At 70.9% G+C, this 24,996-nt stretch carries 24 protein-coding genes and 1 tRNA gene; 13 read left to right on the forward strand and 12 right to left on the reverse strand.

Features of this window, described 5'->3' with window-relative positions; translation table 11 throughout:
• Positions 1-8: 8 nt before the first annotated feature.
• The 3 genes from HEP81_RS17990 to nth form a co-directional block, all read right to left on the reverse strand.
• Positions 9-1,208 (reverse strand): MarP family serine protease, encoded by a 1,200-nt coding sequence (locus HEP81_RS17990; RefSeq protein ID WP_037658501.1) that lies wholly within the window; start codon positions 1,206-1,208, stop codon positions 9-11.
• Between the two features lie 123 nt (positions 1,209-1,331).
• A complete protein-coding gene (locus HEP81_RS17995; RefSeq protein WP_037658499.1) occupies positions 1,332-2,027 on the reverse strand; it encodes an NUDIX hydrolase in 696 nt (231 codons plus the stop codon).
• A gap of 55 nt (positions 2,028-2,082) precedes the next feature.
• Positions 2,083-3,105: an endonuclease III gene (nth, locus tag HEP81_RS18000; protein ID WP_037658497.1), complete on the reverse strand. Its 1,023-nt coding sequence runs from the start codon at positions 3,103-3,105 to the stop codon at positions 2,083-2,085.
• A 325-nt stretch (positions 3,106-3,430) separates the two neighbouring features.
• Between nth and HEP81_RS18005 the strand changes: the two genes are divergently transcribed.
• Together HEP81_RS18005 and HEP81_RS18010 are read left to right on the forward strand one after the other, a co-directional pair.
• Entirely contained in the window at positions 3,431-4,105 is a 675-nt protein-coding gene (locus tag HEP81_RS18005) for a Crp/Fnr family transcriptional regulator (protein WP_014674022.1), read from the forward strand.
• Between the two features lie 118 nt (positions 4,106-4,223).
• Positions 4,224-5,063: a nucleotidyltransferase domain-containing protein gene (locus HEP81_RS18010; protein WP_037658495.1), complete on the forward strand. Its 840-nt coding sequence runs from the start codon at positions 4,224-4,226 to the stop codon at positions 5,061-5,063.
• Between the two features lie 71 nt (positions 5,064-5,134).
• On the opposite strand, the gene HEP81_RS18015 is transcribed toward HEP81_RS18010, so the two are convergent.
• From HEP81_RS18015 to HEP81_RS18030, 4 genes are all read right to left on the reverse strand, one after another.
• Positions 5,135-5,965, reverse strand: coding sequence for an MBL fold metallo-hydrolase (locus HEP81_RS18015; RefSeq protein WP_037658494.1), 831 nt, complete (start codon positions 5,963-5,965; stop codon positions 5,135-5,137).
• Entirely contained in the window at positions 5,962-6,855 is an 894-nt protein-coding gene (locus tag HEP81_RS18020; RefSeq protein WP_037658493.1) for an NUDIX hydrolase, read from the reverse strand. The genes HEP81_RS18015 and HEP81_RS18020 overlap by 4 nt, the downstream gene beginning before the upstream one ends.
• 119 nt (positions 6,856-6,974) lie before the next feature.
• Positions 6,975-7,439 carry a RidA family protein gene (locus tag HEP81_RS18025; protein ID WP_037658491.1) on the reverse strand — a complete coding sequence of 155 codons (465 nt, stop codon included), beginning with the start codon at positions 7,437-7,439 and terminating at the stop codon, positions 6,975-6,977.
• Positions 7,436-7,594, reverse strand: a complete 159-nt coding sequence (locus HEP81_RS18030) for a Sp36 family protein (protein WP_018547934.1) — start codon at positions 7,592-7,594, stop codon at positions 7,436-7,438. Before HEP81_RS18030 ends, HEP81_RS18025 begins: the two co-directional genes overlap by 4 nt.
• 100 nt (positions 7,595-7,694) lie before the next feature.
• On the opposite strand from HEP81_RS18030, the gene bagA reads away from it, so the two are divergent.
• Entirely contained in the window at positions 7,695-8,672 is a 978-nt protein-coding gene (gene bagA, locus HEP81_RS18035) for an ATPase BagA (RefSeq protein WP_037658488.1), read from the forward strand.
• On the forward strand, positions 8,669-10,135 hold the full coding sequence (bagB, locus tag HEP81_RS18040) for an ATPase BagB (protein ID WP_243279456.1): 1,467 nt from the start codon (positions 8,669-8,671) through the stop codon (positions 10,133-10,135). Before bagA ends, bagB begins: the two co-directional genes overlap by 4 nt.
• Positions 10,136-10,317: 182 nt before the next feature.
• On the opposite strand, the gene wblA is transcribed toward bagB, so the two are convergent.
• Complete coding sequence (wblA, locus tag HEP81_RS18045; RefSeq protein WP_037658487.1) at positions 10,318-10,656, reverse strand: transcriptional regulator WblA; 339 nt, start codon at positions 10,654-10,656, stop codon at positions 10,318-10,320.
• A gap of 494 nt (positions 10,657-11,150) precedes the next feature.
• Between wblA and HEP81_RS18050 the strand changes: the two genes are divergently transcribed.
• On the forward strand, positions 11,151-13,463 hold the full coding sequence (locus HEP81_RS18050; protein ID WP_190276009.1) for a transglycosylase domain-containing protein: 2,313 nt from the start codon (positions 11,151-11,153) through the stop codon (positions 13,461-13,463).
• Positions 13,464-13,598: 135 nt separating this feature from the next.
• Here the strand turns inward: HEP81_RS18050 and HEP81_RS18055 are convergent, their stop codons facing one another.
• Positions 13,599-14,066, reverse strand: a complete 468-nt coding sequence (locus HEP81_RS18055; RefSeq protein ID WP_037658483.1) for a GatB/YqeY domain-containing protein — start codon at positions 14,064-14,066, stop codon at positions 13,599-13,601.
• 94 nt (positions 14,067-14,160) lie between these two features.
• On the opposite strand from HEP81_RS18055, the gene HEP81_RS18060 reads away from it, so the two are divergent.
• The 3 genes from HEP81_RS18060 (at position 14,161) to HEP81_RS18070 (ending at position 16,034) form a co-directional block, all read left to right on the forward strand.
• The gene (locus HEP81_RS18060) at positions 14,161-15,087 is read left to right on the forward strand and encodes a metallophosphoesterase (protein WP_037658481.1); all 927 of its coding nucleotides are present in this window, start codon (positions 14,161-14,163) and stop codon (positions 15,085-15,087) included.
• Positions 15,088-15,164: 77 nt separating this feature from the next.
• The gene (locus tag HEP81_RS18065; protein WP_037658480.1) at positions 15,165-15,893 is read left to right on the forward strand and encodes a Pr6Pr family membrane protein; all 729 of its coding nucleotides are present in this window, start codon (positions 15,165-15,167) and stop codon (positions 15,891-15,893) included.
• 67 nt (positions 15,894-15,960) lie between these two features.
• Positions 15,961-16,034: transfer RNA gene (locus tag HEP81_RS18070), tRNA-Pro, on the forward strand.
• A 165-nt stretch (positions 16,035-16,199) separates the two neighbouring features.
• Here the strand turns inward: HEP81_RS18070 and HEP81_RS18075 are convergent.
• From HEP81_RS18075 to HEP81_RS18085, 3 genes are all read right to left on the reverse strand, one after another.
• Positions 16,200-17,093, reverse strand: a complete 894-nt coding sequence (locus HEP81_RS18075; protein WP_051850327.1) for an alpha/beta hydrolase — start codon at positions 17,091-17,093, stop codon at positions 16,200-16,202.
• Between the two features lie 64 nt (positions 17,094-17,157).
• Complete coding sequence (locus HEP81_RS18080; RefSeq protein WP_037658478.1) at positions 17,158-17,760, reverse strand: TetR/AcrR family transcriptional regulator; 603 nt, start codon at positions 17,758-17,760, stop codon at positions 17,158-17,160.
• 143 nt (positions 17,761-17,903) lie between these two features.
• A complete protein-coding gene (locus HEP81_RS18085) occupies positions 17,904-18,773 on the reverse strand; it encodes a 3-hydroxyacyl-CoA dehydrogenase family protein (RefSeq protein ID WP_037658475.1) in 870 nt (289 codons plus the stop codon).
• 144 nt (positions 18,774-18,917) lie between these two features.
• On the opposite strand from HEP81_RS18085, the gene HEP81_RS18090 reads away from it, so the two are divergent.
• The 5 genes from HEP81_RS18090 (at position 18,918) to HEP81_RS41530 (ending at position 24,836) form a co-directional block, all read left to right on the forward strand.
• Positions 18,918-19,640 (forward strand): acetoacetate decarboxylase, encoded by a 723-nt coding sequence (locus HEP81_RS18090; RefSeq protein WP_037658473.1) that lies wholly within the window; start codon positions 18,918-18,920, stop codon positions 19,638-19,640.
• 96 nt (positions 19,641-19,736) lie between these two features.
• On the forward strand, positions 19,737-20,789 hold the full coding sequence (locus HEP81_RS42680; protein WP_421673956.1) for a LysR family substrate-binding domain-containing protein: 1,053 nt from the start codon (positions 19,737-19,739) through the stop codon (positions 20,787-20,789).
• Positions 20,692-21,075, forward strand: a complete 384-nt coding sequence (locus HEP81_RS18100) for a hypothetical protein (protein ID WP_381127602.1) — start codon at positions 20,692-20,694, stop codon at positions 21,073-21,075. The genes HEP81_RS42680 and HEP81_RS18100 overlap by 98 nt, the downstream gene beginning before the upstream one ends.
• Positions 21,072-23,255 (forward strand): caspase, EACC1-associated type, encoded by a 2,184-nt coding sequence (locus HEP81_RS41525; protein WP_243279459.1) that lies wholly within the window; start codon positions 21,072-21,074, stop codon positions 23,253-23,255. Before HEP81_RS18100 ends, HEP81_RS41525 begins: the two co-directional genes overlap by 4 nt.
• 165 nt (positions 23,256-23,420) lie before the next feature.
• Positions 23,421-24,836 (forward strand): DEAD/DEAH box helicase, encoded by a 1,416-nt coding sequence (locus HEP81_RS41530; protein ID WP_243279460.1) that lies wholly within the window; start codon positions 23,421-23,423, stop codon positions 24,834-24,836.
• Positions 24,837-24,996 lie beyond the last annotated feature (160 nt).

The following is a 24,996-nucleotide window of genomic DNA, read 5'->3' on the forward strand; positions in this document are numbered from 1 at the left end:
CCCGCGGCTCACAGCGCGCAGCTGTCCGTGCCCACCTGTTCGTTCGCCGTGCGACCGCGGGCGATGTCCGGCCGGATCTCGTCCGCCGTCAGCGCGTAACCGGTCTCGGCGTCGTCCAGGGACTTGGCGAACACCACCCCGTAGACCCTGCCGTCAGGGGTGAGCAGGGGTCCGCCGGAGTTTCCCTGGCGGACGGTCGCGTACAGCGAGTAGACATCGCGGCGCACGCTGCCGCGGTGGTAGATGTCCGGGCCGTTGACCGAGATGCGCCCGCGCACCCGGGCCGCGCGCACGTCGTACGAGCCGTTCTCCGGGAAGCCGGCCACGATCGCGCCGTCGCCCCCGGCCGCGTCCGGCGCGGAGAACTTCAGCGCGTCCGCCTTCAGGTCCGGTACGTCGAGTACCGCGATGTCACGCTTCCAGTCGTACAGCACCACCTTGGCGCCGTACCGCCGCCCCGCTCCGCCTATCTGCACGGTCGGCGCGTCCACCCCGCCGACGACATGCGCGTTGGTCATCACCCGGCGGTCGGCGAAGACGAAGCCGGTGCCCTCCAGGACCTTGCCGCAGCTCTGCGCGGTGCCGGTGACCTTGACGATGGAGCGCTGTGCGCGGGTGGCGACGGGGCTGCCGGCGAGGGCCGGGTCCGGTGGCTGGACGTCCTTGATGGGCTCGTCGGAGAACGGGCTGAAGACCTGCGGGAAGCCGTTCTGCGCAAGCACCGAGGAGAAGTCCGCGAACCAGCCGTCGGCCTGGGCGGGCAGCGCCCGGGAGACCCCGAGCAGCACCTTGGAGCCGCGCACCTGCTTGCCGAGGGTCGGCAGGGTGGTGCCGGCCAGGGCGGAGCCGATCAGCCAGGCGACCAGCAGCATCGCCACCACATTGACCAGCGCGCCACCCGTGGCGTCCAGGGCGCGGGCCGGGGACCAGGTGATGTGCTTGCGCAGTTTGTTGCCGAGGTGGGTGGTCAGGGCCTGGCCGACGGAGGCGCAGACGATGACGACGACCACGGCCACGACGGCGGCGGTGGTGCCCACCTCCGCGTTGTCGGTCACCGCGTCCCAGACGACGGGCAGCGCGTACACCGCCGCGAGGCCGCCGCCCAGGAACCCGATCACCGACAGGATGCCCACGACGAAGCCCTGGCGGTAGCCCACCACCGCGAACCACACGGCAGCGACCAGCAACAGGATGTCCAGCACGTTCACCGCTTCAGGCCCTCGCCTACTCCATTCCGCTTCCCGCGGCTCGGACGAGGCGTCCGGCCCGCCCCCATGGGGACTTCAGGAACCCCGCGTCCCCGGGAAAGAGACAGCACGGGGATCACCCTGTCATGAGCTCCAGTCGAGCGGGGCCAGCTTCTCCCGGTCCCAGGGGCGCTCCCAGCCCGCGTAGTGCAGCAGCCGGTCGATCACCCCGGCCGTGAAACCCCACACAAGGGTCGATTCGACCTGGAATGCCGGACCCCGGAATCCGCTGGGGTGGACGACGGTGGTGCGGTTGGCGGGGTCCGTGAGATCCGCCACGGGGACGGTGAACACCCGCGCCGTCTCGTTCGGGTCCACCGCGCCGACCGGGCTGGGCTCGCGCCACCAGCCGAGGACGGGGGTGACGACGAAGCGGCTGACCGGGATGTACAGCCGGGGCAGCACGGCGAACGGCTGCACACCGCGGGGGTCGAGCCCGGTCTCCTCCTCGGCCTCGCGCAGGGCGGCGCGCAGCGGGCCCTCGCCGAGCGGGTCGCCGTCCTCGGGGTCGAGGGAGCCGCCGGGGAAGGACGGCTGGCCCGCGTGCGAGCGCAGTGAGCCGGAGCGCTCCATCAGCAGCAGTTCGGGGCCGCGGGCGCCCTCGCCGAACAGGATCAGCACGGCCGACTGACGGCCCGAGCCGTTCTCCGGCGGCAGGAAGCGGCTGAGCTGGAGGGGTTCGATGGTCTCGGCCGCGCGCGCGACCGGGTGCAGCCATTCCGGCAGCCCTCGGCCGTCCAGCACCACCGCGTCGCCTCGCGCCTCACTGGCCCACGTCATCGCCCACCCCCGTCATTCCGTGTCGTCCAACGCCGAGGGCGTCCAGTTCGTTCCGTCACGCGGCCCCCAGCGGCGGCGCGGGCCTGCCGCCCGCGTCCAGATAGGCCTGCGGCGGGTTGAGCCGCTGCCCCGGCAGGCCGCCCTTCTCGTACTTCAACAGCTTCTTCGCCTTCTCCGGGTCGGTCTCGCCCTCGCCGTAGGCCGGGCAGAGCGGGGCGATCGGGCAGGCGCCGCAGGCGGGCTTGCGGGCGTGGCAGATACGGCGGCCGTGCCAGATGACGTGGTGGGACAGATCGGTCCAGTCGCTCTTGGGGAACAGCGCGCCGACCGCGGCCTCGATCTTGTCCGGGTCGGTCTCCTCGGTCCAGCGCCAGCGGCGCACCAGCCGCTGGAAGTGCGTGTCCACGGTGATCCCGGGCCGTCCGAAGGCGTTGCCGAGCACGACGAAGGCGGTCTTGCGGCCGACACCGGGCAGCTTGACCAGGTCCTCAAGACGCCCCGGCACCTCGCCGCCGAAGTCCTCCACCAGCGCCTTGGAGAGACCTATGACGGACCGGGTCTTGGCCCGGAAGAACCCGCAGGGGCGCAGGATCTCCTCTACCTCCTCCGGGTTCGCGACGGCCAGGTCCTCGGGGGTGGGATAGCGGCCGAAGAGGCCGGGGGTGGTCTGGTTGACGCGCAGATCGGTGGTCTGGGCCGACAGGACGGTCGCGACCAGCAGCTGGAAGGGGTTCTCGAAGTCCAGCTCCGGGTGGGCGTACGGGTACACCTCGGCCAGCTCGCGGTTGATCCGGCGGGCCCGGCGGACCAGGGCGGTCCGCGACTCCTTGCCCGGTGGTGCGACGGCGACCTTCTCGGCGGGCGCGGCCTTCTTCACCGGGACCGATCCATCGGCGGCCACGGCCTTCCCGGCCGGGGCGACCTTCCGGCCCGAAACGGACTTCCCGGCCGGGGCGGCCTTTCGGGCGGAAGCGGACTTCTTGGCCGGTGCCGCCTTCTTCGTGGAAGGCGCCTTCGCGGCAGACACCGCCTTCCCGGCAGACTCTGCCTTTCCCACCGAACCGGTCTCTTCCGCCATGTCAGCCTTTTTTCTACTTTTCCTACTGCCTCCGGGGCCCTGTTCGCCCACAGCGGAATCGCGACGTACAACCACCCGCTAAGCCCCCTTGGCCTGTGCTCTCACCGGTGATTTGGACACCCGGCCAGCCTAGAGCCCGGCACCGACATCCGCCCCGGACCCCGAAGATCGGCCCCCGATTGGACCCCTGACGCTTACCCCGGCACACCGGTGCGGCATCCTTGTGACAGATCACACTGTTTGGACCGTCCGGCAAAATGAGAACACGGTCCCTGGCACACAGGGGAGAAAGACCCCCCTGAGCAGGTCGACAAGGAGAAAACTCGTGGACGACGTTCTGCGGCGCAACCCGCTCTTCGCGGCGCTCGACGATGAGCAGGCCGCGGAGCTTCGCGCCTCGATGAGCGAGGTGACCCTCGCTCGCGGCGACTCCCTGTTCCACGAGGGCGACCCGGGCGACCGCCTGTATGTCGTCACCGAGGGCAAGGTCAAGCTGCACCGCACCTCCCCCGACGGCCGCGAGAACATGCTCGCCGTCGTCGGTCCCGGCGAGCTGATCGGCGAGCTGTCGCTGTTCGACCCGGGCCCGCGCACGGCCACCGCGACCGCGCTGACCGAGGTCAAGCTGCTCGGCCTCGGCCACGGCGACCTCCAGCCCTGGCTGAACGCCCGCCCCGAGGTGGCAGGCGCCCTGCTGCGCGCCGTCGCCCGCCGACTGCGCAAGACCAATGACGCCATGTCCGACCTGGTCTTCTCCGATGTCCCCGGCCGTGTGGCGCGCGCCCTGCTCGACCTGTCGCGCCGCTTCGGCGTGCAGTCCGAAGAGGGCATCCATGTCGTCCACGACCTCACCCAGGAGGAGCTGGCCCAGCTGGTGGGCGCCTCCCGCGAGACCGTCAACAAGGCCCTGGCCGACTTCGCCCAGCGCGGCTGGCTGCGCCTGGAGGCGCGCGCGGTCATCCTGCTGGACGTGGAGCGACTGGCCAAGCGGTCCCGCTGACCCGCGGTCCTTCCCCGTACGACGTCCAGGGCGCGGCTTTTCAAGGGCCGCGCCCTGAGCCGTTCCTCCCGGCACAAACCCGCTGCCCCGGCCCGGTCGGGCACGGCAGGATGGCCCCATGCCCGGACCGCCCGCCCCACCCCGCCCGCACGGCCTCGACCCCGATGGCTTCTTCCTGCGTGAGGGCTCCCTCGCGCGCGTGCCCGCCGCCTTCCGGCCGGTCGTGGCCGCCGTACGGAAGCGGTTGCCGGAGATCTTCGGGGCGCGGCTGGACGGCGCGTACCTCTACGGGTCGATCCCCCGGGGCACCGCGCGGGTGGGCCGCAGCGACCTGGACCTGCTGATCGTCCTGCGCGAGGAACCGGCCGACGCCGACCGTGCCGCCGTACGAGCCCTCGGCGAGGCCCTTGACCGGGAGTTCCCGGAGATCGACGGGGCCGGGACGCTGCTGTACGGCCGGGAGCGGCTGCTGAGCGAGCCGGAGCGGTACGACATGGGCTGGTTCCTGGCCTGCCTGTGCACACCGCTGCTCGGGGACGACCTGGCCGAGCTGCTGCCCCGCTACCGCCCCGACTCCCTGCTGGCCCGTGAGACCAACGGCGACCTCGCCCGGCTGCTGCCCCGCTGGCGGGAGCGGATCGCGGCCGCCGGGGACGACGAGGCGGCCCGGCGGCGCCTGGTGCGCTTCATCTCCCGCCATCTCGTCCGCACCGGCTTCACGCTCGTGATGACCCGCTGGAACGGCTGGACGAGCGATCTGCGCGAGATGGCCGAGGTCTGCGGTGCGTACTACCCCGAGCGGGCCGCCCAGCTGCTTACGGCGGCGGAGTACGGCCGCGAGCCCGTGGGCGACCCCCGGGTGCTGCGCGGCCATGTGGACGACCTGGGGCCCTGGCTCGCCGCCGAGTACGCGCGCGTGCACGGCGTGAAGAGCCCGGGGCCGGAAGAGAGCCCCTAGGGTCTTTCGTCCGGATCAGGCCGGATCAGGCACCAGAGCCCGCGAGCCCGGCGTGATCCGAACGAGAGGCCCTAGATCAGGCCGTGCTCGCCGAGGTACTCCAGCTGGGCGCGGACCGAGAGTTCCGCGGCCGGCCACAGGGAGCGGTCCACGTCGGCGTAGACATGGGCGACGACATCGGCCGCGCCGCGGTGGCCGTTCTCGACGGCGGTCTCCACCTGGGCGAGCCGGTGGGCACGGTGGGCGAGATAGAACTCCACGGCACCCTGGGCGTCCTCCAGGACCGGTCCGTGCCCCGGCAGCACGGTGTGCACGCCGTCGTCCACGGTGAGGGAGCGCAGCCGGCGCAGGGAGTCCAGGTAGTCGCCGAGCCGCCCGTCGGGGTGCGCCACCATCGTCGTACCGCGCCCGAGGATGGTGTCGCCGGTCAGCACCGCCCGGTCGGCCGGGAGGTGGAAGGACAGCGAGTCCGAGGTGTGCCCGGGGGTCGGTACGACCCTCAGCTCCAGGCCGCCGGTGGTGATCACGTCGCCCGCGGCCAGGCCCTCGTCGCCGAGGCGGAGCGCCGGGTCCAGGGCCCGCACCCGGGTGCCGGTCAGCTCGGCGAAGCGGCCCGCGCCCTCGGCGTGGTCCGCGTGCCCGTGCGTGAGCAGGGTCAGGGCTATCCGGCGGCCCGCCTTCTCCGCCGTGTCCACGACCGCGCGCAGATGGCCCTCGTCCAGCGGGCCCGGGTCGATCACCACGGCCAGATCGGAGTCCGGCTCGGCGAGGATCCAGGTGTTGGTGCCGTCCAGGGTCATCGCGGAGGGGTTGGGCGCGAGGACGTTGAGGGCCCGCGCGGTGGCGGGTCCGGAGCCGACCACGCCCCTGGGCTGGCCGGGCAGCGCGCTCGCGTCGGTCATGCGCGGCCTCCCCCGGTCGCGTCGGCGGGCGCCGAGCTCGACGGAACGTGCTTGGTGAACTCCTCGTGCCCCGGCCAGGACAGCACGATCTCGCCGTCCCGGAGCCGGGCGGTGGCCTGCACCGGCGTCAGATCGCGCGCGGCGGCGGCCGCGAGGGCCTCGGCGGCGGTGCCGTACGGCAGCAGCTCGCGCAGCGCGGCGATGGTGGGCGGCATCATCAGCAGCTCGCCCCGGTCGTACCCGGCGGCGGCCTCGGCCGGGCGGATCCACACCGTGCGGTCGGCCTCCGTGGAGGCGTTCCGGGTGCGCTGCCCTGCGGGGAGGACGGCCGCGAAGAACCAGGTGTCGTAGCGGCGCGACTCGAACTCCGGGGTGATCCAGCGCGCCCAGGCGCCCAGCAGGTCCGAGCGCAGCACCAGGCCGCGCCGGTGCAGGAACTCGGCGAAGGACTGCTCACGCGCGACCAGGGCGGCGCGGTCCGCCTCCCAGTCGTCGCCCGTGGTGTCGCCGACGACCGAGTCCGGGTCGGGCCCGGCGAGCAGGACTCCCGCCTCCTCGTACGTCTCCCGGACCGCCGCGCAGACGATCGCCTGCGCGCCGGCCTCGTCCACCCCGAGCCGCTCGGCCCAGGACGCGCGCGGCGGGCCCGCCCAGCGGATCCGCGTGTCGTCGTCGCGCGGGTCGACGCCGCCCCCGGGATACGCGTACGCGCCTCCGGCGAAGGCCATGGAGGCGCGTCTGCGCAGCATGTGGACGGCCGGTCCGGCCTCGGTGTCCTTCAGCAGGAGCACCGTCGCCGCGCGCTTGGGGGACACCGGGGTGAGGGTGCCGTCCGCGAGCGCGCGGATGCGGTCCGGCCACTCCGGGGGGTACCACTGACCGTTCGCCATGGCCGGAGGCTATCCCGTGTAGGGCGAATGTTCGAGAGGTACCCGAGGTGCCGGAGCGGTGCGGGCGATGCCGGTGGTACGGATGCGGCGGGGCTACGGACGGTACGGGTGCGGCGGGGCTACGGAACCAGCTCGACCTGGATCTCGACCTCGACCGGCGCGTCCATCGGGAGCACCGCGACACCGACCGCGCTGCGGGCGTGCACGCCCTTGTCGCCGAGGGCCTCGGCGAGCAGCTCGCTGGCGCCGTTGATCACACCGGGCTGCCCGGTGAAGTCGGCCGCGGAGGCGACGAACCCGGTGACCTTGACCACGCGCGCGATCCGGTCCAGGTCGCCGGCGACGGACTTCACGGCCGCCAGCGCGTTCAGCGCGCAGACGCGGGCCAGGTCCTTGGCCTCGTCGGCCGTGACCTCGGCGCCCACCTTGCCGGTGACGGGCAGCTTGCCCTCGACCATCGGCAGCTGGCCCGCGGTGTACACGTAGACACCGGACTGCACGGCCGGCTGGTAGGCGGCCAGCGGCGGTACGACCTCCGGCAGGCTCAGGCCCAGACCGGCCAGCTTCTCCTCGACCGCGCTCATGCCTGCTTCTCCCGCTTCAGGTAGGCGACCAGTTGCTCGGGGTTCGGCCCGGGCACGACCTGGACGAGCTCCCAGCCGTCCTCGCCCCAGTTGTCCAGAATCTGCTTCGTGGCATGGACGAGCAGCGGCACGGTTGAGTATTCCCACTTGGTCATGGGCCGACTGTATCCGCTGTGACCGATCACTCCCTCGTCGTCTCCCCGTTATCCACAGCCTCCCGCGTGACGGTCGGCCGGACTGGTTAGTCTCGAAGACGTGAGCAGGCTCCAGGTCGTCAGCGGCAAGGGCGGGACCGGAAAGACGACGGTCGCCGCCGCACTCGCGCTGGCCCTCGCGACCGAGGGGAAGCGGACGCTTCTCGTGGAGGTCGAGGGCCGGCAGGGCATCGCACAGCTCTTCGAGACGGAGGCGTTGCCGTACGAGGAGCGGAAGATCGCGGTGGCTCCCGGGGGCGGGGAGGTGTACGCACTGGCCATAGACCCCGAACTGGCCCTTCTGGACTACCTCCAGATGTTCTACAAGCTGGGCGGCGCGGGCAGAGCCCTGAAGAAGCTCGGCGCCATCGACTTCGCCACCACCATCGCGCCCGGCATCCGGGACGTCCTGCTCACCGGCAAGGCGTGCGAGGCGGTGCGCCGCAAGGACCGCGCCGGCCGGTTCGTCTACGACTACGTGGTCATGGACGCGCCCCCGACCGGCCGTGTCACCCGCTTCCTCAATGTGAACGACGAGGTGGCGGGCCTGGCGAAGATCGGCCCGATACACAATCAGGCGCAGGCCGTGATGCGGGTCCTCAAGTCTCCGGAGACCGCGGTGCACCTGGTGACGCTGCTGGAGGAGATGCCGGTCCAGGAGACCGCCGACGGCATCGCCGAACTGCGCTCGGCGCGGCTGCCGGTGGGCCGGGTCATCGTGAACATGGTGCGGCCCGAGGTGTTGGACGCCGCCGATCTGGAACTCGTACGGACGGTGGACCACTCCGCCATGGCCCGGTCCCTGTCGGCCGCCGGCCTCGGCGGCGCGCGGCGCGGCGGCAACGCGGAGAAACTGGTGGACCCGCTGCTCGCCCAGGCCGCGGAGTACGCCGAGCGGCACGCCCTGGAGCAGGAGCAGCGCGGTGTGCTCGGCGAGCTGGGCCTGCCCCTGCACGAACTGCCGCTGCTCGCCGAGGGAATGGACCTGGCGGGCCTGTACGAACTCGCCGCCGAGCTGCGCGAGCAGGAGGTGTCATGACAGCCGAGGAGCAGTTCGCGGCCGACGGGCGCGAGGCGGCGACCGGGGACCGGGAGAAGGCCGGGAGCCGCGACAAGGCCGGGGGCCAGGAGAAGGCCGAGGAGCGGGGCGCGGCTGGGGAGCGGGGCTCGGCCGAGGGGCGGGAGGCGACGGCCCGGCGGCTGGCTTCCTCCCGGGTGCTGGACGTCGACGCGCTGCTGGACGACCCGAAGACACGCATCGTGGTGTGCTGCGGCTCCGGTGGCGTCGGCAAGACGACCACCGCGGCCGCCCTGGGCCTGCGCGCGGCCGAGCGGGGCCGCAAGGTGGTCGTGCTCACCATCGACCCGGCCCGCAGGCTGGCCCAGTCGATGGGCATCGACTCCCTCGACAACGTGCCCCGCCGGGTCAAGGGCACCGACGGCGGCGGAGAGCTGCACGCCATGATGCTCGACATGAAGCGCACCTTCGACGAGGTCGTGGAGGCGCACGCGGACCGCGAGCGGGCGGCCGCGATCCTGGCGAACCCCTTCTACCAGTCGCTCTCGGCGGGCTTCGCCGGCACGCAGGAGTACATGGCGATGGAGAAGCTGGGTCAGCTGCGGGCGCGGGACGAATGGGACCTGATCGTGGTCGACACCCCGCCCTCCCGCTCGGCCCTGGACTTCCTGGACGCGCCCAAGCGGCTCGGCTCCTTCCTGGACGGCCGGCTGATCCGCCTGCTCACCGCCCCCGCCAAACTGGGCGGCCGCGCGGGCATGGCGTTCCTGAACGTCGGGATGTCGATGATGACCGGCACCCTGGGCAAGCTGCTCGGCGGCCAACTCCTCAAGGACGTCCAGACGTTCGTGGCCGCGATGGACACCACCTTCGGCGGCTTCCGCACCCGCGCGGACGCCACGTACAAGCTGCTCCAGGCGCCTGGTACGGCGTTCCTGGTGGTGGCGGCCCCGGAGCGGGACGCGCTGCGCGAGGCCGCGTACTTCGTGGAGCGGCTGGCCGCGGAGAACATGCCGCTGGTGGGACTTGTGCTCAACCGGGTGCACGGCAGCGGCGCGGGCCGGCTGTCCGCCGAGCGCGCGCTGGACGCCGCGGAAAATCTTGCGGACCCCGGCATTGTGGATCAGGGGGACGGGAAAGCTGGACTTCGTAACTCTCCCGAAACGTACGGCAGTTCAGAACCTCGCGCGGCCGAGGCCGCAACCGGTACCGACGCGTCCGGCGCCTCCCCCGAAGGCTCCCCCGCCGACGAGGAACGTTCCGTCGACCGGCTCGCCGAGGGCCTGCTGAGGCTGCACGCCGAACGCATGCATCTCCTGGCACGCGAGCAGCGCACGCGTGACCGCTTCACCGCCCGCCACCCCGAGGTGGCGGTGGTCGACGTACCCGCCCTGCCCGGCGATGTCCATGACCTCACGGGCCTGCGCGACATCGGCGGCCGCCTCGCGGCGGGCGCGCCCACGGAGCGTCCGGAACCGTCGTAGCGGACGCGGCCCGGCACAGCGGACGTGATCGCGCTCGCCCTGGGCTCTCGGCCGAACCCGAGGTGCGTGGGCCGCGAGGTCTGTCGGACCTACGACGCCTGACCTGCGGTGTGCTTGATATGCCGTGTGCTTGACCTGCCGCGTGCTTGACCTGCTGTTCGCTGGGCCCGCGCCCGCGGTCCTCAGCTCACGGCCGCGTAGTTCTCGTACACCTCGTCGCTGTCGAGGCTCACGAACCCGGAGCCGCGCTCGTACTCCAAGCGGGCGGTCTCCAGCAGCCTGCGCCAGGAGGTCACGGTGGGCCGCCGGCGCAGCAGAGCGCGGCGCTCCCGCTCGGTCATGCCTCCCCACACGCCGAACTCGACGCGATTGTCCAGCGCGTCGGCCAGGCACTCGGTGCGTACCGGACATCCGGTGCACACCGCCTTGGCTCTGTTCTGCGCTGCTCCTTGAACGAACAGTTCATCCGGATCGGTAGTGCGGCAGGCAGCCTGCGCACTCCAGTCGGTTACCCAGCCCATACCGGCGCCGTCCTCTCCCGAATCGAGGCTCCCCCACGGCGGCAGCGGCATATTCACCGCCGCCAGTTGAGGACGTTACGGAAGGTGGGCACAGCGCAACACCCCCGTCGGGCCCAATCTTGAATGGCCCGAACGGACTATGGGTAAGCGGCAGATCACCCGCGGGAGTGAGCTGGCGACATATGCGACCATCCCGGCAAACCAGGACAGCTACGGTGCGCCACAGCGGGCACCAGGTGACACACGCGGCGCAATCGGACACGTCTCGGGGTGCGACACGAGCGGTTCGCGACGGTTCGGAACGCCGGACGGAGTGCTACGGGGCCGCACTGCCGTGACAGTTGGGAGCAGCTTAGGCCAAGGGCTGCACGCCTGTCCGGGAAATGCAGACGTAGGCAGGTCAGGGGGCACGCGGGGCCTCGTACCGGTTACGGAACATCCCGAAGGCAAGCCGCTCCCTCAAAACGCTCAGGAGTACGGATTAGGCTGCCCCCATGCCAAAGAAGCGCTCGGGCGGTGGTCTGTCGCCGTTGCAGCAGGCCGCGAAGTTCCTCGGTGTCAGTGTGCTCGCGGGAGCCGTGATGGCGGGCATCGCCCTGCCCGCGGCCGGCGCTCTGGGCCTCGCGGCCAAGGGCTCGGTCCAGAGCTTCGACGAGATCCCGGCCAACCTGAAGAGTCCCCAGCTCAGTCAGCGCACGACGATCCTGGACGCCAAGGGCGGCCAGATCGCGAGCGTGTACAGCCGGGACCGCACGGTGGTCGACCTCAAGGACATCTCGCCGTACATGCAGAAGGCGATCGTCGCGATCGAGGACTCGCGCTTCTACCAGCACGGCGCGATCGACCTCAAGGGCGTGCTGCGCGCCCTGAACAAGAACGCGCAGGAGGGCGGGGTCGCGCAGGGCGCCTCCACGCTCACCCAGCAGCTGGTGAAGAACTACTTCATCGAGGAGGCCGGCGACGACCCGACGAAGGTCGCCGAGGCCACCCAGCAGACGATGGGCCGCAAGGTCCGCGAGCTGAAGTACGCGATCCAGATCGAGGAACAGCTCGGCAAGAAGAAGATCCTCGAGAACTATCTGAACATCACCTTCTTCGGTGAGCAGGCCTACGGTGTGGAGGCCGCCTCCGAGCGGTACTTCTCCAAGCACGCCAAGGACCTGAACCTCCAGGAGTCCGCGCTGCTGGCCGGCATCGTGCAGTCCCCGAGCCGCTACGACCCGGTCAACGACGAGGCGGAGGCCACCAAGCGCCGCAACATCGTGCTCCAGCGCATGGCGGAACTGGGCGACATCTCCCCGCAGGAGGCCGCCCAGGCCAAGCGCCAGCCGCTCGGACTCAAGCCCAGCCAGCCCAAGAACGGCTGCATCACCGCGGTCCAGGGCGCCGGCTTCTTCTGCGACTACGTGCGCGAGGTCTTCCTCACCGACCCGGCCTTCGGCAAGACCAAGGAGGCCCGCGCCAAGCTGTGGAACCAGGGCGGTCTGACGATCCGTACGACGCTCGACCCGCAGTCCCAGCAGTCCGTGCAGAGCTCCATCAAGAACCACGTCTACAAGTCCGACCAGGTGGCGACGGCCGCGACGATCGTCGAGCCCGGCACCGGCAAGATCCTCGCCATGGGCCAGTCCCGGCCGTACGGCTTCGGCACGGACGAGACGCAGATCAACTTGTCGGTGAACCAGGGCATGGGCGGCGGCGCGGGCTACCAGCCGGGTTCGACGTTCAAGCCGATCGTCGCGGCGGCCGCGATCGAGGGCGGCAAGTCCCCGGCACAGCAGTACTCGTCGCCGTACGAGATGCCGTACCCGAGCCCGGTGGCGGCCTGCAACGGCAAGACCTGGCGCAACGACCCGGCCAAGCCGGCCAAGCTCACCAATGAGAACGAGTCGGAGCACGGGCCGTACGGCATGAAGGAGGCGACCGCCAAGTCGGTCAACACCTACTACGTGCAGCTGATCAGCGACATCGGCATCTGCCCGGTGATCGACATGGCGAAGAAGATGGGCGTGGCGCGCGCCGACGGCCGCCAGATCGACCAGGCCCCCTCGATCGCGCTCGGCACCCAGGAGATGTCCCCGCTGACGATGGCGAACGCGTACGCCACCTTCGCCTCGCGCGGCATGTACTGCACCCCGGTCGCCATCGAGTCGGTCACCCAGACGACCGGCAGCCGGGTGAAGTCCCTTCCGGTGCCGCGTTCGACCTGCTCGCGCGCGATGTCCGAGAAGACGGCGGACACCGTCAGCACGCTCCTCAAGGGCGTGGTCGAGGACGGCACCGGCCAGGAGGCGGGCCTCGGCGACCGGCCGAGCGCGGGCAAGACCGGTACGACTGACGAGCGCTTCGCCGCCTGGTTCGTCGGCTACACCCCGAACATGGCGGGTGCGGTCTGGGTCGGCGACCCGCGGCACCAGCGCAAGATGATCAACATCACCATCGGCGGCGTCCCGCACGACAAGGTCTACGGCGGTGAGGTCCCCGGCCCGATCTGGCGCGACATGATGAACGGCGCCCTGGAGGGCAAGCCGACGGAGGACTTCAACCTGGTCGACATCCCGGACGACAACGGCTCCGGCGACAACCACCAGGGCCAGGGCCAGGGTCAGGGTCAGGGCAACGGCGGTCAGCACGGCGGCGCCAACGGAGGCGGCCACGGACAGCTGATCGGCGGCCTGCTCGGCGGTCTGACCGGCGGCGGCGCGACGGGCGGCGGCGCGACCGGCGGCCCCGGCAACATCATTCAGGGGCAGACGAACGGCGGGGCGAACGGCCGGGCGGTCGGGGGGACCGGCGGTCGCCGCTAGCGCTTCCAGGAAGTCGCCGGCTCGTCCGGACGATACGACGACGGGGCCGCACCCTTTTCCCGGGTGCGGCCCCGTCGTCGTACTCCCGTACTCCCGTACTGCTTTCCCTGCCGTACTGCTTTCCCGGTCCCGGGGTCAGCCCTGGAGGAGCTTCTTCACCGCGGCGGCGACGCGACCACCCTCGGCCTGGCCGGCCACCTTGGGGTTCACGATCTTCATGACGGCACCCATGGCCCGCGGTCCCTCGGCACCCGCCGCCCTGGCCTCCGCGACGGCCTGGGCGACGATCGCGTCCAGCTCGTCGTCGGACAGCTGCTGGGGCAGGTACTCGGCGAGCACCTCGCCCTCCGCCTTCTCGCGCTCGGCCGACTCGGCGCGGCCGCCCTTCGCGAAGGCCTCGGCCGCCTCGCGGCGCTTCTTCGCCTCGCGGGTGATCACCTTGAGGACCTCGTCGTCGGACAGCTCACGCTTCTGCTTGCCCGCGACCTCCTCATTGGTGATCGCCGAGAGGGTCAGCCGGAGCGTGGAGGAGCGGAGCTCATTGCGCTCCTTGATCGCGGCGTTGAGGTCGTCCTGAAGCTTCGACTTGAGCGTGGTGGTCATGTGGTCGATTGTCTCAGGTGCGGGGCCCGGGGTGCCTGCCGATTTAGCGGGCGGGCGGTCCCGGGTGGCGGGCGCGGTCTGACACGATGGTCATATGCGCGCGCGATACGGAATCCCCCTGGGAATCATGGCGGCAGGCGCCGCCGGTCTGGCGTACTCGGTGGGCTTCGAGGCCCGCTCCTTCCGCCTGCGACGGGTGACCGTCCCCGTCCTGCCGCCGGGCATGCATCCACTGCGCGTGCTCCAGGTCTCCGACATCCACATGGTCGGCGGCCAGCGCAAGAAGCAGCGCTGGCTGCGCTCGCTGGCGGGCCTGCGCCCGGACTTCGTGATCAACACCGGCGACAACCTGTCGGACCCGGAGGGCGTGCCGGAGGTGCTGGACGCGCTGGGCCCGCTGATGGAGTTCCCCGGCGCGTACGTCTTCGGCTCCAACGACTACTACGGCCCCAAACTCCGCAACCCCGCCCGCTACTTGCTGGAGAAGACGAGCGGCCGCCACGGCCTGAACGGCAACGCGCCGGCGGTCGGCGCGATCCACAACCCGTGGGAGGACCTGCGGGACGGCTTCGACGAGGCGGGCTGGGTGAATCTGACCAACACCCGCGGCGCCCTGAAGATCGAGGGCGTGTCGATCGAGCTGACCGGCCTGGACGACCCGCACATCAAGCGTGACCGCTACGCCAAGGTGGCAGGCGGCCCGACGGAGTCGTACGACTTCTCGCTCGGCGTGGTGCACGCCCCCTACCTGCGTGTCCTGGACGCCTTCACCGCGGACGACTACCCGTTGATCCTGGCCGGCCACACGCACGGCGGGCAGCTGTGCATCCCCTTCTACGGCGCCCTGGTCACCAACTGCGACCTGGACACGGACCGGGTGAAGGGCCTGTCCACGCACACGGCGGAGGGCCGTACCTCCTATCTGCATGTCTCGGCGGGCTGCGGCACCAACCGCTACACCCCGGTCCGCTTCGCCTGCCCCCCGGAGGCGACGCTGCTGACGCTGGTGCCGAGGTCGTAAGACGCTGGTGCCCAGGTCGTAACCCGCCTGGCGTAGCCCGCATGGCCCGCACGCCCGCCCCTTCCTAGCGTGAGGGCATGACCGCCCAGATACCCAGGGAGATCCCGGGCCTGCCCCCGGTCCCGGCGTCCCCCCTGCTCCCGCGTTCCCCGGCGCCGGCCAGGGCGGTACTGGCCCCGTCCCACCGCCCCGGGGCCGCCGTGTACCGCCTGCTCACGGCGCTGATCGCGGCGGCGGGCGTGGCCCTCGCCGTCCTGCGGAGCACTCCGGCGCACGCGCTGAGCTACTTCGGTGTGCAGGCGAGCGCGATCCTGGCCGTGACGATGCTCCTGTCGGCGTCCCGCGCATGGCGCGGCCACCGCGCCCTTCCCTCGTGGCTGACCGGCGCGGCCCTGCTGTACGCCCTGGTGTCCGCGCTGACGTACCACCTGCTGCTGGCCAGGACCCCGTTCTCGATGACCGCGCTCTCGACACCCCCGGAGCGCTGGCACACCCAGTGGATCACCCTCCAGCTCCTGCACACGGTGGCTCCCGCGGCGGCCCTGCTGGACTGGCTGTGCCTGACCCCGGCACCCCGGCTGCATCTGCACCAGGCCACGACCTGGCTCCTCTACCCCCTGGCCTACCTGGCCTTCTATCTCGCCCGCGGCGCCCCCTACCTCTACCCCTTCCTGGACCCCGCCGCCCACGGCTACCGCGTCGCCCTGGCCAACGCCCTCCTCCTGGGCCTTGCGACCTACGCCCTGGCCACCCTCCTCGTGGCCCTCGACCACGCCCGCCCGACCCCGATCCGCCGCCACCTCTGAATCGGATTTCGTTTCCCGGCCCCCAGTGGGCTAAAGTAAACGACGTCGCCGCGACAAGCAGTGACATCGGGGTGTAGCGCAGCTTGGCAGCGCGCTTCGTTCGGGACGAAGAGGTCGTGGGTTCAAATCCCGCCACCCCGACAGTGAAACACCAGGTCAGGCCCGGTGCTGAGAGATCAGCACCGGGCCTGACCTGTCGTGTGGGCCGGTTTGGGGGGCCATTCCGCCCTGCGCGGCCAGGTCACCGGGATCGGCCGCGACAAGGCGTCGAAGGTCAGGCTCGCGGCTCCGCTCGGCCTGTGATGATCAGTCGCGCGCGCTCCGCCTGATGCGGTCCGCCGCATCGCGGAGGGCCTGGCGGGCTTCGGGGGTCCGGCCCGCCCCGACGAAGACGTGAATGGCGGTGGGCCAGACGCGCAGGTCGACGTGGGTGCCGGCGGCTCGTGCCTTGGCGGCGAACTTCTCGGCGTCGGGCAGGAGGATGTCGTGGCCGCTCTGGTGGATGGTGATGGGTGGCAGTTTTTCCAGGGTGTCGTGGAGCGGGCCGACCATAGGGTCGGTGACACTTCTGCCGCCTGCCCAGTCCTGTCCGGCGGCGACGAAACCGGCCGGGGCGAGCATGGGGTCGAGCTTGGTGAGGGCGGGGATGCCGGGGTTGGTCATGGTGACGTCGAGCCACGGGGAGAACAGGATCAGACCGGTCGGCGGGCGCAGTCCCTCGTTCCGGCAGTGGATCGCCAGGCCGACGGACAGCCCTGCCCCGCAGGAGTCGCCGGCGAGGAAGACCGGGCGGTCCCCAGCCCGCTGGACCACCCTCTCGTAACCGGTGTCGAGGAACCGGTACGCGTCGTCGGCGGTGTATCGGGGGGCGAGTCCGTAGAGCGGGACGACGAACGTCGCGCCGGTCCGGCGGATCAGGTCCTCGACCAGGTCCTCGACGATGCGCCAGTGCGCGCTGACCAGCGGCCGGACGTAGACACCGCCGTGGAGGTAGATCACCTCCGTTCCCATGGGGCCCGATCTCGGGGTGAGGGTGATGACCTCGTGACCGTCCACGGTCCCGGTGCTGACGAGGCAGGAGCGGCGCAGGGATTCCAGGACGGGGGCGTCGGGCGGGTTGTGGCGCAGCGCCTCGCGCAGTCGCTCCTCGGTGACGAAGACGTTCGGCTTCCCGCGCAGCAGCCAGTCGGTCAGTTTCATCGCCAGGGACGTGGCGTACTCCTCGGAATCCGCGAAGCCGCGCTCGCGCGACCGGTGGGCGGCGCTATCCCGTGACGGGTTCGGTGAGCGCGCTGATGAGATGGGGTGTCAGGTGCTGGGCGTCGTACGCCGGCCCGTGGATGAGCTGTAGGGCGGTGAGTCCCTCGAAGACGGCGGTGAGCAGGCGGGCCAGGTCGGTGACGGGGATGGTGGACCGGCGGCCGGTGCGGGTGAGCGCTTGGGTGAGCACCTCGGTCAGGCCCTGGGTCACCTGGTCCTCGTGGGCGGCCAACTGCGCGGCCAGTTCGGGGTGCCGGGCGGCGTGGAGGGTGAACTCCATGGAGAGGAGGAACCACCGGCGTTCCTCGTCGGTACGGCCGGCCATCCGGTGCTGGATCTCGTCGACGGGGTTGTCGCCCGGCTTCATCTGGGCCGCGGCGTCCCGCAGGTCGGCCAGCAGACGGTCGGCATGGGCGTCGTAGAGCGCGAGGAAGATCTCTTCCTTGTCGCGGTAGTTGGAGTAGAAGGCCCCGCGGGTCAGGCCGGCGCGTTCGACGATGTCGCTGATCGAGGTGGTGTGGAAGCCCTTCTCCGTGAACAGCGCCCAGGCGCTCTCGGTCAGGGCGGCCCTGGTGAGGGGGCGGCGTTTCGTGGGCGACTTCGGCATGACGGGACCTCTCTGCGGCGCTCGGGTTCTGCGGCTTCGGGGCTGTGCCGCGTGTCACCGGCTCCACCGGACGCGGCGCGGGACCGCTTCGCCGGACGGGGACGGCAGGCCAGGCTATGCCGTCCCCCGGACTCGGGCGACGGTCAGTCGCGGGTGCCGTAGTCGTAGAACCCGCGGCCGTTCTTCACGCCCAGGTGTCCGGCGTCGACGTAACGCTGGAGCAGCTCGCGGGGGCCGGTGGGGAGGCTGGGGTTCTCGGCGGCGTAGTGGTTCTCGATGTCCAGGACGACGTCCAGGCCGACCTGGTCCATCATGCGGAACGGGCCGCCCTTGAGGCCGGTGTTGATCATCCACATCCGGTCGACGTCCTCCGGGGTGGACACGCCGTCGGCGACCACGGCGAGGGCCTCGCGCTTGATGGCCGCCCAGATGCGGTTGAAGATGAAGCCGGTGCTCTGGCGGTGCGCCTCGAAGGGGAAGACGCCGTAGCGGGGCAGCACCTCCAGCAGCAGGTCCAGGACGGCCCGGTCGGTGTGGCCGCTGGACATCAGGTCGATCGCCGCCTGCGCGGGCGGCATGTAGAAGTGCATGTTGACCACGCGCTCGGGGCGGGTGACGTGGTCGATGAACTGACTGGCCGGGTACGACGAGGAGTTGCTGGCCAGGATGGCGTCCGCGTCGGCGAGCCGGTCGAGGTCGGCGAAGACCTGCTTCTTGAGCTCCAGGCGCTCCGGGACGGCCTCGACGACCAGCCACGCGCCGGCGAGGGCCTCGGCCAGGTCGGTGGTGGCCACCACGGAACCGGGCGTACCGCCGCCGACGCGCGAGGCGACCTCTGCCACATGCTCCTCGACGTAGCCGCACGCCTGCTTCCCGGCCTCGGCGGACGGGTCGTAGACGCGCACCTGGCCGCCGCGGGTCGCGAACATCAGGGCGATACGGCGACCGAGCGTACCCGCGCCGAGGACGGCGACCGGGCGGGCATCGATGTCGGCGGGGAGGGTGAAGGTCATGTCTGCACTTCCTTGGCGCTGGGGGGTGTGACCGACGTCCGGTTGCGACGGCGAGCCATCGGATTCACTATGTATCCGATACACCGTGTATGCAAATGGATCGCGGTCCGCCGGTCCGCTTGCCGCTCGACGAGAAGAGGCACCATGCGCGCCGAAGAGGTCCGCCGCCACATCAGCACCCCCCTGACCACCCCCGTCTACCCGGCACGGGCCACCCGGTTCACCGACCGCGAGTACCTCAACGTCGTCTACCGCACCGACCCCGAGGCCCTGCGCGCCGTCGTCCCCGAACCGCTGGAGATCGACGAACCGCTGGTCCGCTTCGAGATCATGAAGATGGGCGACGTCGAGGGTTACGGCCCCTACCTGGAGTGCGGCCAGGTCATCCCCGTACGCCACGGCGCAGAGCACGGCGAGTACCTGCACGCCATGCACCTGGACAACTTCGCCGCCACCGCGGGCGGCCGTGAGCTCAGCGCCTACCCGAAGACCATCGGCACCCCGGCGCTCTTCCCCGACAACGGGGCCCTGGTCGGCACCCTCGACTACGGCACCCAGCGCGTCGCCACCGCGACCATGGCCTACAAGTGGGAGCCCCTCGACCTGGACGAGGCCCGCGCACAGATCACCGTCCCCACCTACGGCGTGAAGATCATCCCCGGCCGCGTCTGCGAACTCGCCCGCACCCAGATCACCGACATCACCGTCAAGGGCGCCTGGACCGGTCCCGCCCGCCTCACACTGGTCCCCCACGTCATGGCACCGCTCGCCGACCTGCCCGTGCGCGAGGTCGTCTCGGCCAGCCACATCATCACCGACCTCACCCTCGCCCCCTCCGTAGCCGTCCACGACTACCTCGCCCGCTGAGACGGCGCCCGCGCCCCGTCGCCTGACACGAGGGGGGGCCGGCTGCTCGCCGCCGAGACGGCGGCCCTCGACCGGGCCCGCCGCGTCGGTAAAGGACTGGAAGGCGACCTGCGCCTCGGCTACGTCAGCCTGCTGAGCCTGCGCTATCTGCCCCGGCTGCTGGGCGCGGCGGCCATGGAGCTCCCCGGCCTGCGCGTCCGGCTTCACCAGGACTCCTCGGCCGGGGTGGCCGACATGGTCCTCACGGGCTCGCTCGACCTGGGCTTCGTCCGTGACCTCAGTGCCGTCCCCGCGGAACTGGTCACCAGCGTGTTCGCCCGCGAACGCGTCATGGCCGCCCTGCCGACGGGCCACCCCCTGGCCGGCGCCGAGGCCCTGGACCTGGCCGAACTGCGCGACGAACAGTTCGTCCTGCCGACCCAGAGCGCTCTGCCGGCACTGCGCGGGCAGATCCACCACGTCTGCGAGGCGGCCGGGTTCACCCCCGCCGTCCGGGCGTCCGCCGACGACCTCACCGGCCTGCTCAGCTACGTCGCCTCGGGCCTGTGCGTCAGCCTGCTGACCGAGGCACTGCTCGACCTGCCGGTACCGGGCATCACCTACGTCCGCTGTGCGGAGCGCCGGGGCGCCTGGAGAGCACCGTCACGGCCGTCCACCGACCGGACCCGGACCCGGCCGTACGACGAGTGCTGGACCTGGCCACCGAGTTGTACGGCGGTGGATGACCGGGCCCGCCCCGCAGGGGCGCCCCTCATCGCGGAACACCGACGATCACCGCCAGCCCGGGAGCCGCCTGGCCCCCCGGGCCCCTTCGGGACCACCCGACACCACCCCGCCCCGACAGCCGGGCTCGGTGTCGGCACTCCTGAGAAGCGCCGGCGGCACACTGCGCCTCCAAAGCGCGGAGGTGGCCGGATGCCGTTCCTCCCCTTGCCCCCGACTGTCACCAGCGAACGTCCTCGTGCCAAAGTCGCCGAACAGACCGGACAAGCGAACAGGCGAATGCGAGGAGCAGCACATGCGCGACGGGGGACCGCAGTGGACACTCACCGTGCCCACAGGCGGCGACACACTCCGGCAGGAGCGCCTCACCCGGGATCTGCACAACACCCTGGAAAGGGCAGACGGTCTCGTCGTCGGCTTTCATGATGCCGACGGGCCCGCCGAACCGGGCCGTAAGGGCGCGGGCGTGGGCGAGGTGGCTCTCTGGGCCGCTACGACCGCCACTGTCGTTCGCCCGGCGTCCCAGGTCCTGATCACTCTGATCAAGGAGTGGTGCGCCAAGGAACGACACCGCAAGGTCGTGGTCACCATCGCGGGCGACTCCATCGAGATCACCGGGCGCCCCGACGCCGCGCAGGAACGCATGGTCCGCGAATTCCAGGACCGGATCTCCGGCAACGACGGAACCGAACCGGATGACAGCGCACCGTGACCCGCCTCCATAAGCGCCGAGCCCTTCTGATCGGCAACGAGCACTACGACGACAGCCGCTTCTCGCCACTCGCCTCCGCCCGGGCGGACGTATGGGGACTCGCGCAGGTCCTGAAGCACCGCAGCATCGGCAACTTCGTCTCCGTCCAGCCGGAACGCGATCTCACCGCGGACGACATGCGGGCAGTCATCGGCGAGTTCCTTCAGGAACGCGACGAGGACGAACTCGCGCTCGTGTACGTCTCCGGGCATGGTGTACGCACGGTGCGGGACGGCGGCGAGTTCCACTTCGTCGCCAAGGACACCGACTACGACAGGGTGGCCACGACCGGTGTCAGCGCCGGGTTCCTCAATGATGCGCTGGAAGAGTGCGTCGCACCACAGAAGATCGTGATGATCGACTGCTGCCGCAGCGGCGGGTTCGCCATGGGGCTGCGCACGTCGGACCGACGGTCTGACAGCTCCGTGGCGAAAACCGGCGAGCAGCCCCCGCTGACCAGCAGGGGTGTGTACGTCCTGTCGTCCTCACGAGCCGGGGAAGACTCCTTCGCCGACGCGGGCGACGGCCATGACGTGAAGCCGTCGGCATTCACCGGTGAGGTCATCGAGGCGCTGCGCACGGGAAAGGTCAGCAAGGACGGCGGCAAGGAAGTACAGGTCAGCGACCTGTTCCACTATGTGAACCGGCGTATGCGTGCCCAGGACGGTGGCCGTCAGGTGCCGGTGCACTCCGCGCTCGGCGTCGACGACCGAATCGTCATCGCGGACAGCCCGTTCGGCCGGGCCCCCATCCTCGATCCCCTGATTCCGCGACCCCGCCCCGGCGCCGAGGAGCCACCACAGCCGCACGCCGCGAAGTCCGCTCGTACACAGCCCACTTGGTCCGGCCTGCTGGACTACTACCGCGAGTGCGTTCTGGCCGAAGGCGCTGAGACGCCTCTGATGGAGGTGGGCCACCAGAACACGTCGTACGTATGCCTGGACGGCGCGGAGAGGTTCATCTCCGGCGACGTGGACGACGACGGATGCACCGCGCTCCCCCAAGAAGCGGCCTCGCTGGTGGGCTCGGCGACCGAGGAGGACGCGGAGCTCTGGGCGGGTTACCCGGCCGTGGTCCTCACCGGGCCGCGCTCCGGACGCCCCTGGCGGCACCCGAAGTTCGCGCCGCTTCTGGTACGCCGTGTCGAGATCGTCCATGGCGAGGGCGAGGTGAGGCTGAAGCCGTACGGTCCGGTCCAGCCGCATCCTCAGCTGGCTCTCGACTGGCTCGGTGAGGAGGAGGCCACCCAGCTCATCGACACGTTCCAGCCGTCTTGGCATCGAGGGCAACACGACCGTATGGCGTTGGAGGTGCGCAACCTCCTTACGCAGGAGTTCGAGCTGCCGTGCGTTCAAGAGCTTCGGCCCGACCAACTCGCCGACCGCATCGACGTCCACACACCCGGCCACGGCGCCCGCAACACCGCGGTCCTCTTCTCGGCGCGCCCCCAGACAGGCTTCACCAAGCGCCTGCTCAACGACTTCGCCGACATCGCCAAGCGGACCGATCAGATCGAAAAGACCGCCCTCGGGGCCCTCGCGCCCGAAGCCTCGCCGCGTGACCGAGCCCTCGGCCACACGGAACCCGAACCGGCGCGCCTCGTGACGCCGTTGCCCTGCAACGAGGCGCAGGCCGCAGTGCTCCGGTCCGCCATGACCCGCCCACTCACGGTGGCCACCGGCCCGCCCGGCACCGGCAAGAGCCAGTTGGTCGCCAATCTCGTCGCCACCGCGATCTGTGCCGGTCAGACCGTACTGGTCGCGTCCACCAACAACGAGGCCGTGGACGAGGTCTGGCGCCGTTGCGACACACTGGTGCCCGGCAGCATCGTACGGACGGGTTCGGCGCGGAAGAACGCCAAGAGCAATGCGGAGCACGAGGCCGCCGCGCTGCACGCACTGCGCACCGGCCCGGAGCCGTCGTCCACCGTGGCCACGGCATCCATGGCGGCCACCTTGGCCGCCGACCGTCTGGCAGAAGTACGGCGGGACCTGGCGCACATCGCGGAGACGGAGCTGCGGCTCCGCCGGGCCGGCGAAGCCCGCGACCACCACGCGGAACAGCTCGGGATCGCCGTCGCCGAACTCCAGGACCTGCTCGGTCGTCTGCCCCGGCCGAGGGAGCTGGAGGACAAGGCGTGACGCCTCTCCCGCGCGCGCTTCCTCGGGTCGTGGCGCCGGGCCCGGTTCCTGCGCGGGGTCGGTCTGGACGGATACGACGGCGATTCCGTCGCGGGCTGCCTCGCGCTCGCCGGCTTCGCCGCGGCCGAGACGGAATGGCGTGACGGACGAGAGCGCGCGGCCTCCGTGGACGACACATCGCTCGCGCGTGCACTGCGCGACGCCGAGAACACCGTTCAGGACGCTTCACTCGCTCTTCTCGCCACCAAGGTGCAAACCGCCGCTCTGGCTGGGCGCCGTCGCATCCTCGATCTACTGACCGCTCAGGACCACGATCGCAGCGACTGGCCGCAGATGCGGAAGGTTCTGGGCCGCTCGGACAGCTCGACGGATACGCCCGCGGTGGCCGGGTGGGCCGTCACCAGTCTCTCCGCCCGGCGTTTCCCTCTGGGGCCGGCCCTGTTCGATCTCGTCGTCATCGACGAGGCCAGCCAGTGCGCGATCCCGCATGTCCTGCCGCTGCTCTTCCGCGCACGGCGCGCCCTCGTCATCGGCGACCCCATGCAGCTCACGCACATCACGAAGATCAGCCCGCACCGCGAGGCACTCATCCGCCGCGGAAACGGGCTGCGGTCCGAATGGCTTGAGAAACACCACCTTGCCTATCGGCGCCACTCCGCTTTCCATGCCGCCGAACGCTCCGCAGGCGGCACGTTGCTTCTCGACGAGCATTTCCGCTGCCACCCGCACATCGCCGCGATCTCCAATGACCTCTTCTACGACGGCGGGCTGACCGTTCTCACCGACACCCGCGGCCGACCCGCTCTTCCGCGTCCCGCCGTCATCTGGACAGACGTGCCCGGACGCGCCACCCGCCCCTCGCTGGGTGGCTCCTGGGTCAATGAAGACGAGCTCCGAAAAGCGCACGACAGCGTCAACTACCTGCTGGAACAGCTGCCGCCCGAGGCCACCGTCGGCGTCGTCACTCCCTTCGCGCCGCAAGCCGAAGCACTGCGGAGGCGGCTGCGACCGTACGACGAGGAGCGTCTGCGCATCGGTACGGTACACACCTTCCAGGGTGGCGAACGCGATGTCATGGTGTTCACCCTCGTCGCCGGAGACGGCATGCACCCCGGTGCCGTCGAATGGGTCGGCGGACAGCTGAACCTTTGGAACGTCGCCGTCACCCGCGCGCGAAGTCATCTCATCGTGGTGGGAGACAAGGAGCGCTGGCGGAAACGGGGAGGCGTAGGTGCCGCGCTGCTTGAGATCGCGGAGCGCGACGGCGTGCCTCCGCGTGACAGCAGCGAAGACGCGCTGCTCAAACGCCTGTACCAGGTCCTCTCCCGCGAGGCCGGTGCCACTGTCACGCTGGACGAGACCGTTCACGGGCATCCAGCAGACGCTCTGGTGCGAGGCGTCGGCAACACCGCCCCTAGAGCTGTACTGCTCGACAGAGGAGTCACAGAAGGCGCCGACGCGGCGCGCCACCTTCGGCTCATGCTGCACCGGCGGAACCTGCTGGGCGGAGGGGACGGCGAAGCCGAAGCCGCTCGATGGCCGGCCTGGAGGCTGTACGAGACGGACGAGCATCGAGGGTGAGCCCTCGCGCCTTGACCCGGCGGAAGGCCGCGTCCGTCGGCCGGTCGACGCGGGTTGGGACCCGGGACTCGCGCCTGCCATGGCCGCGCTCAGAGTCGCGCTCCATGAGAAGAACAGCCACGCGCCGAAGTCATCGTGAGGCCAAGGCACCAAGTCGTCC

Source organism: Streptomyces griseofuscus (assembly GCF_014673495.1).
Taxonomy (GTDB): Bacteria; Actinomycetota; Actinomycetes; order Streptomycetales; family Streptomycetaceae; genus Streptomyces; species Streptomyces murinus.

Excerpts from the sequence above, each read along its gene's own strand:
- HEP81_RS17995 (WP_037658499.1), bottom strand. The coding sequence starts at position 2,027 with ATGACGTGGGCCAGTGAGGCGCGAGGCGACGCGGTGGTGCTGGACGGC.
- nth (WP_037658497.1), bottom strand. The coding sequence starts at position 3,105 with ATGGCGGAAGAGACCGGTTCGGTGGGAAAGGCAGAGTCTGCCGGGAAG.
- HEP81_RS18010 (WP_037658495.1), top strand. The coding sequence starts at position 4,224 with ATGCCCGGACCGCCCGCCCCACCCCGCCCGCACGGCCTCGACCCCGAT.
- HEP81_RS18015 (WP_037658494.1), bottom strand. The coding sequence starts at position 5,965 with ATGACCGACGCGAGCGCGCTGCCCGGCCAGCCCAGGGGCGTGGTCGGC.
- HEP81_RS18020 (WP_037658493.1), bottom strand. The coding sequence starts at position 6,855 with ATGGCGAACGGTCAGTGGTACCCCCCGGAGTGGCCGGACCGCATCCGC.
- HEP81_RS18025 (WP_037658491.1), bottom strand. The coding sequence starts at position 7,439 with ATGAGCGCGGTCGAGGAGAAGCTGGCCGGTCTGGGCCTGAGCCTGCCG.
- HEP81_RS18030 (WP_018547934.1), bottom strand. The coding sequence starts at position 7,594 with ATGACCAAGTGGGAATACTCAACCGTGCCGCTGCTCGTCCATGCCACG.
- bagB (WP_243279456.1), top strand. The coding sequence starts at position 8,669 with ATGACAGCCGAGGAGCAGTTCGCGGCCGACGGGCGCGAGGCGGCGACC.
- wblA (WP_037658487.1), bottom strand. The coding sequence starts at position 10,656 with ATGGGCTGGGTAACCGACTGGAGTGCGCAGGCTGCCTGCCGCACTACC.
- HEP81_RS18050 (WP_190276009.1), top strand. The coding sequence starts at position 11,151 with ATGCCAAAGAAGCGCTCGGGCGGTGGTCTGTCGCCGTTGCAGCAGGCC.
- HEP81_RS18055 (WP_037658483.1), bottom strand. The coding sequence starts at position 14,066 with ATGACCACCACGCTCAAGTCGAAGCTTCAGGACGACCTCAACGCCGCG.
- HEP81_RS18060 (WP_037658481.1), top strand. The coding sequence starts at position 14,161 with ATGCGCGCGCGATACGGAATCCCCCTGGGAATCATGGCGGCAGGCGCC.
- HEP81_RS18065 (WP_037658480.1), top strand. The coding sequence starts at position 15,165 with ATGACCGCCCAGATACCCAGGGAGATCCCGGGCCTGCCCCCGGTCCCG.
- HEP81_RS18075 (WP_051850327.1), bottom strand. The coding sequence starts at position 17,093 with ATGAAACTGACCGACTGGCTGCTGCGCGGGAAGCCGAACGTCTTCGTC.
- HEP81_RS18080 (WP_037658478.1), bottom strand. The coding sequence starts at position 17,760 with ATGCCGAAGTCGCCCACGAAACGCCGCCCCCTCACCAGGGCCGCCCTG.
- HEP81_RS18085 (WP_037658475.1), bottom strand. The coding sequence starts at position 18,773 with ATGACCTTCACCCTCCCCGCCGACATCGATGCCCGCCCGGTCGCCGTC.
- HEP81_RS18090 (WP_037658473.1), top strand. The coding sequence starts at position 18,918 with ATGCGCGCCGAAGAGGTCCGCCGCCACATCAGCACCCCCCTGACCACC.